Origin of the sequence: Oribacterium sp. NK2B42 (assembly GCF_000424445.1) — a bacterium.
Lineage (GTDB): Bacteria > Bacillota > Clostridia > Lachnospirales > Lachnospiraceae > Oribacterium.
The window spans coordinates 137,611-152,818 of the sequence record NZ_KE384187.1; the positions used below are offsets into that span (position 1 = coordinate 137,611).

The 15,208-nt window shown below is 42.3% G+C and carries 16 protein-coding genes and 1 pseudogene; 14 read left to right on the plus strand and 3 right to left on the minus strand.

Annotation, left to right across the window (positions count from 1 at the left end):
- Positions 1-49: 49 nt before the first annotated feature.
- From G625_RS0115300 to G625_RS0115315, 4 genes are all read left to right on the plus strand, one after another.
- Complete coding sequence (locus G625_RS0115300; RefSeq protein ID WP_029201791.1) at positions 50-1,699, plus strand: GGDEF domain-containing protein; 1,650 nt, start codon at positions 50-52, stop codon at positions 1,697-1,699.
- 75 nt (positions 1,700-1,774) lie between these two features.
- Positions 1,775-3,388, plus strand: a complete 1,614-nt coding sequence (gene rlmD / locus G625_RS20350; RefSeq protein ID WP_084152956.1) for a 23S rRNA (uracil(1939)-C(5))-methyltransferase RlmD — start codon at positions 1,775-1,777, stop codon at positions 3,386-3,388.
- Positions 3,389-3,479: 91 nt separating this feature from the next.
- A complete protein-coding gene (locus tag G625_RS0115310; RefSeq protein ID WP_029201792.1) occupies positions 3,480-3,689 on the plus strand; it encodes a helix-turn-helix domain-containing protein in 210 nt (69 codons plus the stop codon).
- The gene (locus G625_RS0115315; RefSeq protein WP_029201793.1) at positions 3,658-4,194 is read left to right on the plus strand and encodes a hypothetical protein; all 537 of its coding nucleotides are present in this window, start codon (positions 3,658-3,660) and stop codon (positions 4,192-4,194) included. Before G625_RS0115310 ends, G625_RS0115315 begins: the two co-directional genes overlap by 32 nt.
- Before the next feature lie 188 nt (positions 4,195-4,382).
- Here the strand turns inward: G625_RS0115315 and G625_RS0115320 are convergent, their stop codons facing one another.
- Positions 4,383-5,276: a phosphatase PAP2 family protein gene (locus G625_RS0115320; protein WP_029201794.1), complete on the minus strand. Its 894-nt coding sequence runs from the start codon at positions 5,274-5,276 to the stop codon at positions 4,383-4,385.
- A 223-nt stretch (positions 5,277-5,499) separates the two neighbouring features.
- Between G625_RS0115320 and G625_RS0115330 the strand changes: the two genes are divergently transcribed.
- From G625_RS0115330 to G625_RS0115370, 9 genes are all read left to right on the plus strand, one after another.
- The gene (locus G625_RS0115330) at positions 5,500-5,877 is read left to right on the plus strand and encodes a DUF4143 domain-containing protein (RefSeq protein ID WP_256377650.1); all 378 of its coding nucleotides are present in this window, start codon (positions 5,500-5,502) and stop codon (positions 5,875-5,877) included.
- Positions 5,878-6,032: 155 nt separating this feature from the next.
- Complete coding sequence (locus G625_RS20355; RefSeq protein WP_049895943.1) at positions 6,033-6,221, plus strand: hypothetical protein; 189 nt, start codon at positions 6,033-6,035, stop codon at positions 6,219-6,221.
- Positions 6,222-6,499: 278 nt separating this feature from the next.
- Positions 6,500-6,661, plus strand: coding sequence for a hypothetical protein (locus tag G625_RS22585; protein WP_156885156.1), 162 nt, complete (start codon positions 6,500-6,502; stop codon positions 6,659-6,661).
- Positions 6,662-6,743: 82 nt separating this feature from the next.
- On the plus strand, positions 6,744-7,811 hold the full coding sequence (locus tag G625_RS0115345) for a DNA cytosine methyltransferase (RefSeq protein ID WP_029201798.1): 1,068 nt from the start codon (positions 6,744-6,746) through the stop codon (positions 7,809-7,811).
- Between the two features lie 27 nt (positions 7,812-7,838).
- A complete protein-coding gene (locus tag G625_RS0115350) occupies positions 7,839-9,452 on the plus strand; it encodes a restriction endonuclease FokI C-terminal domain-containing protein (RefSeq protein ID WP_029201799.1) in 1,614 nt (537 codons plus the stop codon).
- Between the two features lie 3 nt (positions 9,453-9,455).
- Positions 9,456-9,884, plus strand: a complete 429-nt coding sequence (locus G625_RS0115355) for a very short patch repair endonuclease (protein WP_029201800.1) — start codon at positions 9,456-9,458, stop codon at positions 9,882-9,884.
- Between the two features lie 213 nt (positions 9,885-10,097).
- Positions 10,098-10,334: a hypothetical protein gene (locus tag G625_RS0115360; RefSeq protein ID WP_029201801.1), complete on the plus strand. Its 237-nt coding sequence runs from the start codon at positions 10,098-10,100 to the stop codon at positions 10,332-10,334.
- A gap of 15 nt (positions 10,335-10,349) precedes the next feature.
- Positions 10,350-12,641, plus strand: a complete 2,292-nt coding sequence (locus G625_RS0115365; protein ID WP_029201802.1) for a hypothetical protein — start codon at positions 10,350-10,352, stop codon at positions 12,639-12,641.
- Between the two features lie 22 nt (positions 12,642-12,663).
- Entirely contained in the window at positions 12,664-13,419 is a 756-nt protein-coding gene (locus G625_RS0115370) for a hypothetical protein (RefSeq protein ID WP_198014920.1), read from the plus strand.
- A 131-nt stretch (positions 13,420-13,550) separates the two neighbouring features.
- On the opposite strand, the gene G625_RS22805 is transcribed toward G625_RS0115370, so the two are convergent.
- The gene (locus G625_RS22805; RefSeq protein ID WP_029201804.1) at positions 13,551-13,790 is read right to left on the minus strand and encodes a hypothetical protein; all 240 of its coding nucleotides are present in this window, start codon (positions 13,788-13,790) and stop codon (positions 13,551-13,553) included.
- A complete protein-coding gene (locus tag G625_RS0115380; RefSeq protein WP_029201805.1) occupies positions 13,765-13,980 on the minus strand; it encodes a hypothetical protein in 216 nt (71 codons plus the stop codon). Before G625_RS0115380 ends, G625_RS22805 begins: the two co-directional genes overlap by 26 nt.
- A 159-nt stretch (positions 13,981-14,139) precedes the next feature.
- Between G625_RS0115380 and G625_RS21600 the strand changes: the two are divergent.
- Positions 14,140-14,994, plus strand: a pseudogene (locus G625_RS21600) (tyrosine-type recombinase/integrase).
- Positions 14,995-15,208 lie beyond the last annotated feature (214 nt).

Below are 15,208 nucleotides of genomic sequence, written 5' to 3' on the forward strand. Positions count from 1 at the left end.
AATCCGTAAGGATTCTTTCATGGTGGGATTTTATATAAAGAGGGATAGTATGGATTTATCAAAGTACAGTCAGGATATAATCAAGAAGATAGATAGCCTTGAAGAAACCAAAAAAGAGGCGCTGGAGTCAACCTTACGGGTGTGCAATGAGCTTCTGCAGGTTGCAAGAAGGAGAAGCGATAAGTCGCTTTCAAGCCTGTGTAATTATTATATTGCAAGATATTACTACAACAGGGGCAACTGCAGTGAGTGCGTGAGATATCTGAAAAAAACCATCAAAGATGCCACAGAGTCTGATTCAAAGCTCGAGTTGTGCCGTGCCGTAACACTTCTTGCCAGCGCATTCACAAGACAGGGCAATAAGTCCAATGCCATGCAGTGTCTGGCCACTGCCATAAGAATTTCCGAAGAAAACATTGAAAAACATAAGGAGTTTGCACATATACTGATCCGTTCTTATATGGATCTTTCCGATATTTGCTATAACATAGGCAACTACAATGAGGGTGTCAAGTTTCAGATTGCCACGGAGAGGTTTTTCTATCTGATAAACAGGGAAAATTTTTACCCGCTTTACTATGTGCGCCATCTTTGCTCTCTGGTGAGATGCTATGTGCTTTTGGGTGATACCACAAACGCCGGAGACATTATCACACAGATGGATAATTACATTCAGGAGAATAAGAATATCTCCTTTGAACCTTATGTTTCCGTTGCACATATTGTGTGGAATGAATTCACAGGGGATCATAAGTGGGACGATGCTTACATCGGCAAGCTTAACAGCTATTTTTCTTCAAAGAATTTCAAGGGAGATTACGTTTCGGAGTATTTCTTTATACTGAATATTCTTGCGGAAAACGAGAGTTATGTGGATTATTTCAAAAATCTTTCCGTAAAAATGGAGAATTTTCTGAATTATACCGATCTTTACGGCTTCAAGCAGGAGCTTAGTAATGTAAAGCTGTATTTCTATGAGAACAGCCAGAACAACAGCAGAAAGTTCGAGGAACTTGAGAAGTTCCGCGAGTATTCCAATGCTGCCTTCCATGCTCAGAATCGTGCCATGAGTCTGTTGATTGAAGTTGATGTTATGGACTTTTTGGATTATGATTTCAGAGCGGCTTTAGAGAAACGTACAGTGGAAGATGACCTTACAGGCCTGCCAAACCGTAAATCCTTTAATGATATGGCGGACAGATTCTTTGAAAGATGCTTGGCCAAGCAGATGACTTTCGGAATAGCCATGCTGGATATCGACAATGTGAAGCGTATAAACGATATGTATGGTTATGCCATAGGTGATCGCTGCCTGGTTGAGTTTTCCAATGTCCTTAAGAGGTATGTATCGGAACATCTTTATGCTGCCAGATACGATGGCTCTGAGTTTGTACTGCTTTTTGAAGACTATAGTGATGATGAAGTTATAGATCGTCTGAGAAGCATAAATGATGATATCCTGAAGGCTATACGTGTACAGCAGCTTCCGGAGTTTACATTGTCCCAGGGCATATGTACCCATAAACCGGAGGATTACAACAGGATATGGGACTATACCTCCTGCGCAAATCTTGCTCTGGACAAGGCCAGACTGACCGGTACAGGTCAGGCGGTTCTGGTTCACAACAATCAGGAACTGGGCACTGCAAAGAGTGTTACGCTCAATGTTGCCGGAAAGGTATTCATTGACCGGAGGTAACGGGATACTTGTTCAGACGACAACTTCATCCGGAGATAGACTTGGAGACTAATGCTTCCGCCGGGAGATTTTCAGATGAAAAAGAATGAACAGTTTACAGTTACAATAGAAGATTTTTCAAGTGAAGGACTCGGCATCGGTAAAACCGATGCCGGGTTTGTGTGGTTTATAAAGGATACTGTTATCGGGGATACGGTGCTGGCAGCAGCCACAAAGGTTAAAAAGAATTATGGCTTTGCGAGACTTATAAAGGTTCTGGAAAAAAGTGAGTTCCGTGCAGAGCCGCCATGTCCCATTGCGGGAAAGTGCGGAGGCTGTCAGCTGCAGCAGATGAGTTATGAGGCTCAGTTGAAGTTTAAACAGGATAAGGTCTATAATGATCTGCTTCGCATAGGGGAGGTGGAGAAGGAGGTTCTGGACGAGACATTTGAACCTGTAGTCGGTATGACTGATCCTTTCAGATACCGTAACAAAGCCCAGTTCCCCATAGCCAGAAATAAAGAGGGCAGGATCATCGCAGGCTTCTATGCCGGCCGGACCCACAGTGTTATAGAGTGTGAGGACTGTCTCCTGGGAGTAAAGGAAAATAAGATCATACTTGATAAGATCATCGCATGGATGGAGTGCTATGACATTGACCCTTATGATGAAGCTTCAGGTAAGGGGCTGGTTCGTCATGTGCTCATCAGAAAGGGCTTTAAGTCAGGGGAACTGATGGTGTGCCTGGTGATAAACGGAAGGTCGCTGCCGTGTAAGGAAGAGCTGGTAAAGGAGCTGTGCGGTGGAGAACAGGAAAGGAATAAAGGTATCACCCCGGAGATGAATGAGGCTGTCATAGAAAGCTGTGAGAATTATGGGGAGCATCCTGATGATTTTTCCGGGATAAAGAAGCCGGAAGTGAGTTCCGGGGAGATTTCTAAGGACAGGCTTTCAAATATGATCACTGTTGACTCATTAAGCTTCAGTGTCAACACTGAAAGAACCAATGTCATCATGGGCACCACGATTGTTGATATCTACGGTCCGGGATACATTGAGGATTCCATCGGAAATATAAAGTTCCGGATATCGCCACTGAGTTTCTACCAGGTAAATCCTGTTCAGACAGAGCAGATGTACGGTGCTGCACTTGAGTTTGCAGACCTTAATGGAACAGAAAACGTCTGGGATCTTTACTGCGGAATCGGCACCATTTCGCTTTTTATGTCACAGAAAGCGAAAAAGGTTTACGGAGTTGAGATAATTCCGGAGGCCATCAGAGACGCAAAACAGAACGCTGAGCTTAACGGCATTAATAATGCTGAGTTCTATGTTGGAGCCGCAGAGGAGGTGCTTCCCGAGTGGTACAAACAGCACCCGGAAGAGCGCATAGATGTGGTGTGCGTAGATCCGCCACGGAAGGGCTGCGATGAGAGAGCATTGGCAACCATAGTGGAGATGGCACCGGAGAAGCTTGTGTACGTAAGCTGCGACCCGGCAACCCTGGCCAGGGACGTAAAGTATCTGAGAAACAACGGGTATGAGCTAAGGAGAGTGAGACCGGTGGATAATTTTTCGCAAACGGTTCACATCGAGACGGTTGTTCTCATGGGTAAAACAGTTACAAGGTCGAAATCTCATGTGGATCTTGGCTTAGATGTAGAGGATTACTTTAGGATAAAGGATTCTGAGAAGAAACAGGATGAGTAAGCAACAGGTCCATTATATTATGTCCACGCATTGCGAGCGACTGTTGATCGTGATATACTTAAACCATAAACACGCAATGCGAGGTGACGATATGGATATAGCAAAATCAGTAAAAGAGCTGAGAGAAAGCACAGGGATGTCACGTAAGGAGTTTTCAGAACATACAGGCATCCCTGTTCGTACATTGGAAGACTGGGAAGCAGGGCGCAGAACTCCTCCGGAATATATCCCGAGGATGTTGGCATATCAGATAAAATCTGAGGGGATTTTTGCTGGAAAAAAAAGCAAAAAAAAAGATTGACATTGTTACTGATCCGGACGGGAACAAAATAGTCTTGATTAATGATATTTTATTTAAGTCAAGAAGATCGATTAATTGGGATGACATAGAACAGATATTAATGCACTATATCGGGGAATACTATGAGATTGCCGAAACTGCAGAAAAGGTATATATAGGATCAGATTTTCCGGATGAGTTTACACATTCAAAATATACAAAAGCTATTAGAGGTGCAAATGAGAAGGCAAAGGCTAATGTGATAACTGCAATTGGTGAATTAATCCAAATTTCAGATAAGAAGGCAGAATTTCCGGACTATGGCAACCGTCATGGTAATAAAGCAAAAAACGGATGGTATCGATATGATACAAGGTTTGGAATTCCGGTTTATAGTGAAGTTGGTGAAATTGAGAGATACAATATTTTCAGAGCAAGAATGCTGGTTCGATGTGATGCGAATGGTAAATTATTTCTGTATGATATTGTGCAAATAAAAAAAGAAACGAGCACGCCGCTTGAGTAAAAACTGTACGGTAGAAAACTTCGCTTCTTTGAATGTATGTTACTACGTAATCTTTAGAATGTCAACGCAGAAATGATTTTTTGTTGTTCATAGAAAACGACATCGAGACTGTTGCTCTCTTAACGAAAACGACAGAGAAAGAAGTTTTCGTTAAGAGAACGCTGTTGTTCTGGCGAGCCCCGCCAGATCTATTCTCTCTGGCTACTCAGAAATGCGGTGCTGATGATCGAGTAGATCAGATATGTTATCAATACTCCAAAACAAACATCTGACAAAAAATGATTGGTCATATGGATCCGGTTATAGCCGTAGATAACCACAAACACACAGGATAGCGAAAACGCTATCTTGTTTTTTCTAATGCTTCTCTTTTTCATAACATCCGTTAACATTGGCAGTGCAAACATCATGCTTGCAATGGTCATATTACCACTGGGCCAACTCTTAAAGCTGTCATCGCTGCCTGCCAGATTTGGAACCATCTGCCACCAGTTGCGGAATTCCGCCCTTGGATCATCTAGGGTGATAAGATACTTGTACCGCGGGCGGGAAGCCACCTGTTTAAGCCAAAGGTTTATATTATCTGCGGCAATTCCTGCAATCAGGATAGATGCGCCCACCGCAATCAGCTTATCTGGATTATTGTCATCAACCAATCGGATCACAACAAATGGAACCCAGCTATACAGAACCGCCCAGAAAAACCAGCTTATAACAGACAGTGCTGCAGATGACTCCCCGGCTGTGTATCCAAACAGAGAGCGGACATCCTTTCCGTTATAATTGTTGGAATAATATACCGCCATAAACCAGCCAAGGACAAGAAGAGTCCGGGACAGCAGACGATATCGTTCCCCTTTTTTTCTAAACCCTGAGTATAGGCAGGCTCCTGCTGCAGGATATAGACAGTAAGAGAAGTAAGAACCATAGGTGGCAAAAAAAGAGCCCAGCTCGGTTTTATTAGCCAAAGCGACATTGATTTCAAAATCACGAAAAGAACCTATTACAATTCCCAAAAAACATGTGGCGATGACTGCCCAGAAGCAGGTTATTGGCATAGACATTATAGTTTTTTTGTTCATGACTGATTCCTCCATATATACTGTAACATATTTGAGTGAAAAAGTGCCTGATAAAGTCACTCTGGAGTCAAAAACAAAGTGCTTTCGACAAATGATATGAATGTTGTACTGAAAGAACAGAGAGATATTCTGGAAGAATTCAAGGACGATTTCGGTAAACACCTGGATGAAAATGAAAAAGAAGAAACGGATTTTACTTTGCTTGGGAGAATAAATCGCGTTTTTGACTCAATACCGGCTTGTTTGTTACCATGCTCGAGGAGGGTATAGTGCGGGCAGGATCCTTAGCGGAGAACTTGGGATGTATAAAGGCGCTATATATGAAAATATTGTAGCGGATGCTTTTTCAAAAAGCGGAAGGTCACTGTTCTATTTTCATAAAGAAAGTGGACTGGAAATTGATTTTATAACACCCTTAGATGCGGAAGTTACGCTTGTAGAAATAAAAGCGACAAACGGAAATGCAAAATCAGCCAATACGGTTTTAAAGAACAAGGATCAGTATGGCGTTAATAGGCGTATTAAGTTGAGTGCAAACAATGTCGGACAGGTGGGCGAGAAATTGACATTGCCATATTATATGGTTTTCCTGCTCAAATAGTTGATTTTACCCCAAGGAAACGACGTCGAGACGTGTGTCCTGCTGTGTCGGGAAAAAATCGAGGGCAGGAAGATGGTCAGCGTGACGTATGAACCAACGGATGAGGAAATCGTTCCGCACCTGTCACCGTCGGCGACATACGCAGAACTGAAGCAATGGATAGAGGAAAATATCACACAAAGGTTTCATCCCTGTATATTGCCCAGGTGAAAGGCAAACATGGATTGGACAAGCGTGAGAACTACAATAAGCCTAAATCCCCAAATGCCAAACAGCCAGTTGTACCTGTCGAGAAAGAGAAGATGATTGAAGAGGCGTTGAGACAATTTAGGATGATAGAATAAGTAAATTGCTCCGATGGGATTTCCTGTCGGAGCGTTTATTTTGTTCAAATTGAATTTAAGGGTACAGGACTGCCTGTTGAGGCTCTAAAATGCAATAGCGTAAACGAGAGACACATGAAATGGGTATTCTGGATGTCAGGGTTACAGGTAATGGAGAGAGGGGGTGGTGGGTGGTTTTGGTTTATAAAAAATTAAAAATAGACGCATTGATTTTCCTGTGTATCTGTGTTATAACTTACACATGCACACAAGTACACAGGTGAATGTGAGGTATAATTATGGCAGAAGAAAGAAATATGGTTAATTTAACTCTTACGGTAACAAGAGAGGAACGGAAAGCATTAAAACAGTTGGCACTTGATAAGGATACAACTGTATCTGCTCTTTTACGTGAGTGGTTAAAAGAGCATTTGGAGCAGGAAAAGCCTGCGAAGAATTGACTGTCCATAATGATTGTGTGAATGTCGGCGGCATTCTCCGCTGTGAACGTTGGGAACACGTATAAGCCAAGGAGGAAATGTAATGTCAAAAGAAGTATTTAGACTGGGTGAACTGTTTTGTGGCCCAGGCGGAATTGCGTGCGGAGCACACAATGCAGTTAGCGATGATGGAGAAAAATCCATTGTCCATGTGTGGGCAAATGATTTTGACCCAGACACTTGTGAAACGTACACGAAAAACATCTGTCATGGCGATGGATCTTCCGTTTATTGCAGCGATGTCCGTGAGTTGGATATACCATCTCTTGGACCGATAGATGCTTTTGCTTATGGCTTTCCCTGCAATAGTTTCTCCAATGTTGGAGAACATCAGGGCTTAGAAAACGATAAGTTCGGCCAGCTCTACACATATGGTGTAGAAGTGCTGAAATACTATCAGCCTAAGTGGTTCCTTGCCGAGAACGTGTCTGGTATTCGTTCTGCTGGTGACGGTAGTCACTTTAAGATTATTCTGGATGACCTTGCGAACGCAGGTTATACGCTGGTGACGAACATGTACAAGTTCGAGGAATACGGAGTACCGCAGACAAGACATAGGATAATCATTGTCGGTATCCGTAATGACCTGGATGCTCAGGGTATAAAATTCAAGGTTCCGTCGCCAGAACCTTATAAGAACTGTGATATTTCTGCGGGTACTGCTCTTGCAAACATTCCCGCTGATGCTCCGAATAATGAGATTCGCAAGTTGCAGGACAAGGTGAGGCTCCGCCTCTCTTACATCAAGCCAGGACAGAATATCTGGCAGGTAGAGAATCTTCCGCCAGAGTTGATGATAAAGACGAGGACGAAGATTAGTCAGATATATAGGAAACTTGACCCCTCAAAGCCGTCTTACACGGTGACAGCTGCTGGCGGTGGAGGCACATTTATGTATCACTGGTCAGATGAACAGCGTGAATTGACAAATAGAGAGCGTGCGAGGATTCAGACCTTCCCAGATGACTTCGAGTTTATCGGGAAGTATTCATCTGTCAGAAAGCAGATTGGAATGGCGGTTCCTCCAAAGGGGGCTGAGATTATCTTCAGAGCCATTCTGAATACCTTTGCTGGGATTGAATATCCGTCTGTGGAGCCGAGCATGTCATAAAAAGCAATATGATTGGAGGAGACAATCATGGCATATATGCACTGGTTCGTATCGAGACAGAAACGGCAACTGACAACGATACTTCAGGCACTTGTTGCCTATAGTGATGTCTGTGTCGGTAGAGTATGGAATCACGAACTCCAACTTGATTTTGAAGATATTCTTGGTGGTAGAGAAATTACCGAGCACGGTTCTCTTCGAGCGAGACGTGCTGGCCAAGGTGGTGGCGGGACAAGGACGCTGTTTAAGCAGATGAAAGACCTTGGCCTTGTATTTCTTGAGGATGAGAACAAGAAATGTCGTTTGACACTAATTGGCGAAGAACTGGTAAAGGGAAATATTTCTTTTGTGGATGCGATGCGTCTGCAACTGCAGAGGTATCAGTATCCATCAGCGGCTGTATGGTCAGGTTCCGGTAGTGTTGACCATAGCATAAAGGTTCATCCTTTCCAGTTCATGTTCCGTCTACTCCGAGATGAGCGTTTGGAAAACACACTGAGTATGGAAGAAATGTACGGTATCGTGATACACAGAGCCGTTTCAGATTCTGATGCTGTGTTTGAGGATATCGTTTTACGTATAATCCGATACAGGCAGAATGTTACCGATGATTTTGTTTACGATACGGACACGAAAACCTATAGCAATATAGCCAATACGTTCTTCAATTATATCAACCTTACTCAATATATTGATAGAGGCTTTAAGACTATCAGTGTGCGTCAAGGCAAGGAAGCCGAGGTAGATGCTTTTATAGAAGCCTCTCCTACTTTTATTCCTCATCCTGAACTGACCGAGAACTATCAGCGTAAATACGGCAGGGGCAAAGTAGCGAAGGATTTGCGTAACTTTGACCGTGAGAATGCTCTTTCGCAGAAAGAGTTGAATGAAGCGCGTATCAGGCGTGAATATGTTCTGTTGGCATTGAAAACACCGATTACAGGCATTACTCCTGATATTGTGGAGCATGTGTCTCACAATACAGGTGTGGATGAAAAGACGGTGGAACGGTTCCTTATTCAGAACTATCCGCATGGAAATATCGACGATTTCTTCTTATGTTACAAGGAACTTGCTCATATGGGCACAGCAGGGGCCAGGGATTTTGAGACTGCCACTTGTGAGATGTTCCGAAAGATATTCCGAATGAGGGCTGAACATGTCGGTCCGATTGGGAACACACCGGATGTGTTTGTAGAATCGACAGATGCTGGCTATTGCGGGATTATTGATAATAAGGCATACAAGAATGGATACAGCATCAGTGGCGACCACAAACGGGTCATGGAAGATGTTTATATCCCGAATTATAAGACCTATGGTCAGACTGAACAGCCACTGGCTTTCTTTACGTATATTGCAGGTTCCTTTGGAAGCAATATCAATAGTCAGTTGGCAACAATCACGAGGGATACGGGAGTGAGTGGTTCTGCTATGCCTGTTGATATTTTTATCAATCTGGCTCAGGATTATGCGGATAAAGGCTATGACCATAAATTCTTGAAAGATATATTCAGCGTGAATCGTGAGATTCAATTGTCTGACTTACAGCCGAAGAGCAAGGCGTTCCAATATGATTTCCAGTCTCAGAGCCTTGGGATGGTTGCAGAGCCTACAGTTCCGTATGGCAAAAAGGACTGACATATGGCTGATGATATGATTCCTGAACAGCGCAGAAGAAACATGCAGCATATCAGGTCGAAGGATACGTCTATTGAAGTGAAACTGAGAACGGCACTCTGGCATGAGGGTATCCGCTATCGGAAGAACTATAAGAAGTTGGTCGGAAAACCTGATATAGTTATCACGAAATATCGGATTGCTGTGTTCTGTGACGGTTCGTTCTGGCATGGAAGAAACTTCGATACGAAGAAGCCTGTGGATACCAATCATGAGTATTGGGATACGAAGATCAGACGTAATATGGCTCGTGATGACGAAGTTGATAAACAACTGAAAGCCGAGGGCTGGACTGTACTGCGGTTCTGGGATGCGGAGATAAATAAGCATCTGGAAGACTGTGTGAAGACGATTAAGGAAGCAGTACTGGATGCGAAGAATCACAATAATTGAAAAATATTTTTAAAATATTACACGCTTTGATTTCAACTAAGGTTGTATCAAGGCGTGCTTTTATTTTTCTCATATTCGTAACATGTGCCTTTTCAAAGAAATATTTAATATAATATTTGAAAAATGTGACGCAATATATGGCGTATATTATTGACAGAACACGATTGAACTGCTATATTATTCTCAGAATATTAGCAAAAGGAGGCCGATGTCATGGCGAAAGAACAAGAGACAAAACGTGAGAGGTTCGTAAGATTGGCAGAAGCCAGGACGAACAAGATTATCGATATGCTTCAATTATTGGGCAATTGCTCTAATTCGAGTGCGTATGATTACACACAACAGGATGTTGATAAGATTTTTTCTGCGATTGAGGCAGAGGTCAGGGAGGCAAAAAAGAAATTCAGTAAATCGGAGACAAGAAAAAGTACTCGGTTTACTCTTGAATAAAGGAGGCAGAGCAATATGAATATGATGCCGATACCGCAGAATTATAAGAATAGTGTTGACTGGATTCTCGGGGCTTATACGGATGCTGGTGTAACCTTTACGAACGGCTTCCAAAAGGATGCTATACAGAATGCTGTTGGTGCAAGAAAGACCAACAAGTGGAAGAATTGGCGGTGTGACATTTCTTACAAGCAGAATGCTTGTGGCAATTTTGTAGTAGTCGAAGATTCTGGAACTGTTGGTCTGACAGGAAATAATATCCCAGGTACAGTGGTTAATCAGATGATGGCTGATGGCAAAGTGCTTCCGCCAGAGGAACGCCTTGCACGTTTTACATCGCTTTTCAATTCAGGTGGAAACACAACTGGTGGTGGTCTGTATGGTGCAGGAAAAAGCGTTTATTCTGTTGCATCAGAAGATTACACTTATTATTTTGATTCTTTGCGTGAAGACGGAAAATATGTCGCTAATGTGAATAATAAGGGCCAGGTCATGGAGATAGCGTTGGAGGGCGATGAAGCCCGACAGTTTATCTTCGAAAAGACTGGAATGCCTGCAAAGAATACCGTAGGTACGAGGGTGATTATAATATCACCGAAAGCAGAATTGTCAGATTCTATTCAGGATGGAAGCATCATTCCGTTCATTCAAGAGTCATGGTGGCTTATTATTCAGCGGTTAACAGATGATTCTGCAATTACTGTGAACGGTGTTTCCGTTACAATACCAACTGATATCAAAACTACGCCAAGAGCATTTGAATTACAGAATCCAGAAGTCTATTCAGCAGGGCATAAAGTGAAGCATTTTGGCCTGTATGTCTTTGAAGATGGTTCCAATAGGTGGTCAGGGATTTCGTACTATCGTAAGGGAATGAAGATTGGTGAGATTGACATCAAAGACGTTCCCAAGAAGGTTGAAGGAAAGTATTGGGGCTATATCGAAGTAGACGAACTCTGGGAAGATGAACTTTCTGATATTGAGGATAAGGTTCACTTTGGTGTAAGCAAAGGAAAGAAGAAGACTATCACTTATCAGAACATGAAGAATTACTGTAATAGTAAATTCCATGCGAATATGGTCGAATGGGACTTCATAAAAGATAAGGAAAGCGAAGACAAAAAACTGAAAGATGAACTGAAGTCTATTGCTGAGGAACTTCAGGATTTGTTTGATAAACTGCATTTTGAAGACCTTGGTAAAGGTCCCCAAAAGGCTGATTTCGATATTCGATGGCAGGATATTCGCTATCCTGAACAGGATACAGAGAGAGTAACTGCAGGTGATGAGATTTCGTTTTCTGTTCGAATTAAGAGTTCATATGCAGCAGATAAGAGATTCGATTACAAACTTTCTGTAGTAGATCCGGAGAATGGTTCAGTTCTTTCTCAGATTGATGCTGGCAAAGTGACGGTTCATTCTAATACTGTACACCGCATGGATTTTGTCCATAAGGTGACGAAGGACAATTCACGACAGTTTGCAGAGAACCGGATTGTGCTTTCTGTAAAGGTTGTCGGCAGTGGGAAAGAAAAGACAAAGATACTGCCGTATTTCTTTGATATTGATAAACCTGATAATACACGTGAAACGGTTGGACTGACGTTGCATGAGTGCCTCTTCCCTGTTCAGGGAAGTCGCCGTGTAAACTTTGGTGAAGCAGTTCGAAAGGTTTGCTGGAAGATTGAGAACAAACGGAATCACACGTTGAATTATCGGCTGAATGTGAGTGTTCATAACGCAAGTGATAAGACCTGTCCTAAGATTGTAGATGTAGTTTCGCTTACGGGAGAGATTCCTCCGTTTGAAGACGTGATAACGCCGTATGTTGAAGAGATTGTTTTTGACCAGGCAACATATGAACCATATCTTTCTGAAGGTACAGTAGAACTGAGAGCAAGACTAATTGCAAACGAAGATGATCCGATTTATGAAAAGGGTGATAAGATTACTTTTTATTACTTTAAGATTTTCCTGAATACGGATGAGAAAAACGGCAAGAGTGATTCGTTTGATATTGAACTTGCTAATGCTGCCGATAGATATGAGCGTGCATGGCGGACGCCAGGAAACGGTAGGACAATTACGCTTAACATAGGACATGCGGCGTATTTGAATCTGTCTGACTATCCAGACGTTCAGCATGATTATCTACGTGAACAGATGATGAAGCAGTATGTTCTGCTTTATCTTGACGAAGGCAAGTATGATGTGTTCGGAGACGGGTTTGCAGACCTTGAGCCACAGGAAGCAACTGATAAGGTATTGCAAAAGATCGAGAGTGTCTACTACGAGAGCCTGAAGTAAGGGAGGGCTGGATATGAATCATGTGGTATCACTGGATAAGGATGGTCATCTTATATATAAGGGTCTTCTTACTGCAAAAGAAATTGCTACGATTGATGAAATCCTAAATGCTCTGAAAGAAGAGATTCCTCAGATAGAGTCTGACCTTGAAGAAACCTATGGGAAGACTGTGTTGTATAGGTATTATCTTGGGAAGTTCCTTGGTGAACTTCTGATGAAATATAATATTTCCGTCGCAGAGCGTAGACGTTTTTGGGATGAAATCAAAACGTTTGCAACACAGGAAACACGAATTCGTGATGAAGGTGCAAATTCTGTTACACGTAGTTTTTATGAACAATGTTATGTGTTGTCACAACAGGACTTAAACGTTGTACAGAAATTGTCAGCAAGACAATGGCAGGACTTGCTCGATAGAGTTGGAAATCGAGAGGATGAGCGTATCTTCCAATGGATAAAAAACAAGAGTGAAAAAATCCGTGAGGATGACTGGCGTGAGTTTGAAAAAGGTTTACATCTTTATTTAAAGAACAAAGATACGTCTGTTTTTACAGATGAAGAGTTGTTTGAGGTGTATGATTCCATCTTTGAAATGAGCAAATATTGGAGGATTGCGTTTAAACAGTTTTCAAAGGATTTTCCAAAGAGCGATAAGATAAAAAGTAAAGCACGTCGGTCAAAGAAATACCAGGAAACATGTTTTAAGTTGAAGAAAGAAAGGCGTGTGCCGCTTGATGATGATGTTTTCTCTGAGGCATTTGAAATGGCAATGAAATAGTTTGTAGTTAGGTGTAGAGAAAAAGGCAAAAGACGTCAGTGAAGAGAGATGCGCTGCTCTTGCAGCTGCATCTCAATCGGAACGGAGACGGGTTTTGCCAAATAATAAAAAAAGATACCCCGATACAGAATTTATTTCTGTACCGAGGCATAATCATGGATGTTGAAGCCAGTAGGTTCAATCATATAGTCTTCGACAACGGAAGTGGGCTGAAATGTCATATTTTCCATGTTAATGGTTTGAATGAGCCATCTGGTCATTTGATTGGTTACGGGATTAAGGCGGTTTTCTTTAACCACATGCAAATACTTGCGTTCACCAGGGGAACACCATTCAGATGAGTATCTAACAATCATACCTTCTGTTATCATGATGGATTTCCTTTCCGTTGTGTTCGTCAAGATTTTTAATGGTGGCATAGATGTTGCCCCAGCGTTTGTTTTGAAGAATTGCTTTGCAATCGGCAGTCCATCCGATAAGGACGCCACAACTCTGTTTGTTGTGTCCTGCTCTGGGATTAGATGCCCAATAGGTTTCTCCGATTCTGTATCTGCACTGCATGATGGAATGCCTCCTTTATGATTTTGTTGTTACACCCGTACGTTTCGAAGAAACGATTATCATATGGTTGAGGAAGAGATGTAGATGAGGGAGTAGCACGTGTGTTCCTTCCCTGTATATTCCCCGCTTTGTATCATACAAACCCGAACGGAACAACAGATGAAATATACCCATAATCTTTATCCAGAAAAGGAAACGCTTATAAATATCCTGAAGAAATTTGGCCATATATCTTCTAATGGACTGATTAGCATACCGAAGTTCGGTGCTGACGCACAGGCTATAGATAATAAGAAGAAAGGACTGCTTGGAACACTTTTTTCGGCTTCTTGGTATACAAAGCATTATGAAAAATCCTTAGTGGCATCTTTGGATGATGACAAGGCACGGCTATGGCTTCATGATAGCCGCTTTGGAAACGAAAGAGCTGATCTTATTGGATTAAGGTATGATCTTCTTCTATATGATTCCGCTGTAAGAGTAAGTGAACTCACCGGATTGCGGATCAATGACGTGGATTTAAAAACGCTATCGATCCACATCCATGGGAAAGGGAACAAAGAACGTTCCGTTGCAATCAGCGAAAAAACCGCAGCGCATTTGAAACGGTATATGTCCATTTATCATGCTGACGGATGCCGCCCCGAAGATTACCTGTTCTATACTGTGATCAAAGGCAAAGTTGGTTCCGTTTCTATGAGCACAGTAGAAAGGATTCTCCAGAAATATGCCGATGAAGCCAGAAAAGAATGCCCTGACATTCCTAAACATGTATAACCGCACCTGTTTCGCGCCGAGAGAGCCACACATTTATACAGAGATGGTGTAGATTCCATCATGATTTCCAAGATACTCGGTCACTCCAGTATTGAAACCACCAAAATCTACGCACTCCCGTCTATGGATCAGATGCGCGAGGCAATGAATAAGGTTGATATGCCGACCGATGCAGCTGAAAAACCCTTATGGGAAGGCGATGAAGATGAAATGGCGCGGCTCTGTGGTCTGAAGTAGCATTAAGATTACCCCCAACTTTTGCATGGTAGTTCTTTGTATTCAACGGTTACCGTAGAGGTTGGGGATAATATTTTCTTTCGGAACTGATCGTATTCCCGACGATAATCTCATTTGTTTTGCTTTGTGCCTTAAGATACTCTTTCAATATAGGAATTCTCCTTAGTGTTATAGGAAAAAAATAAGGGTACGGCGCTAACCATACCCTACTCTG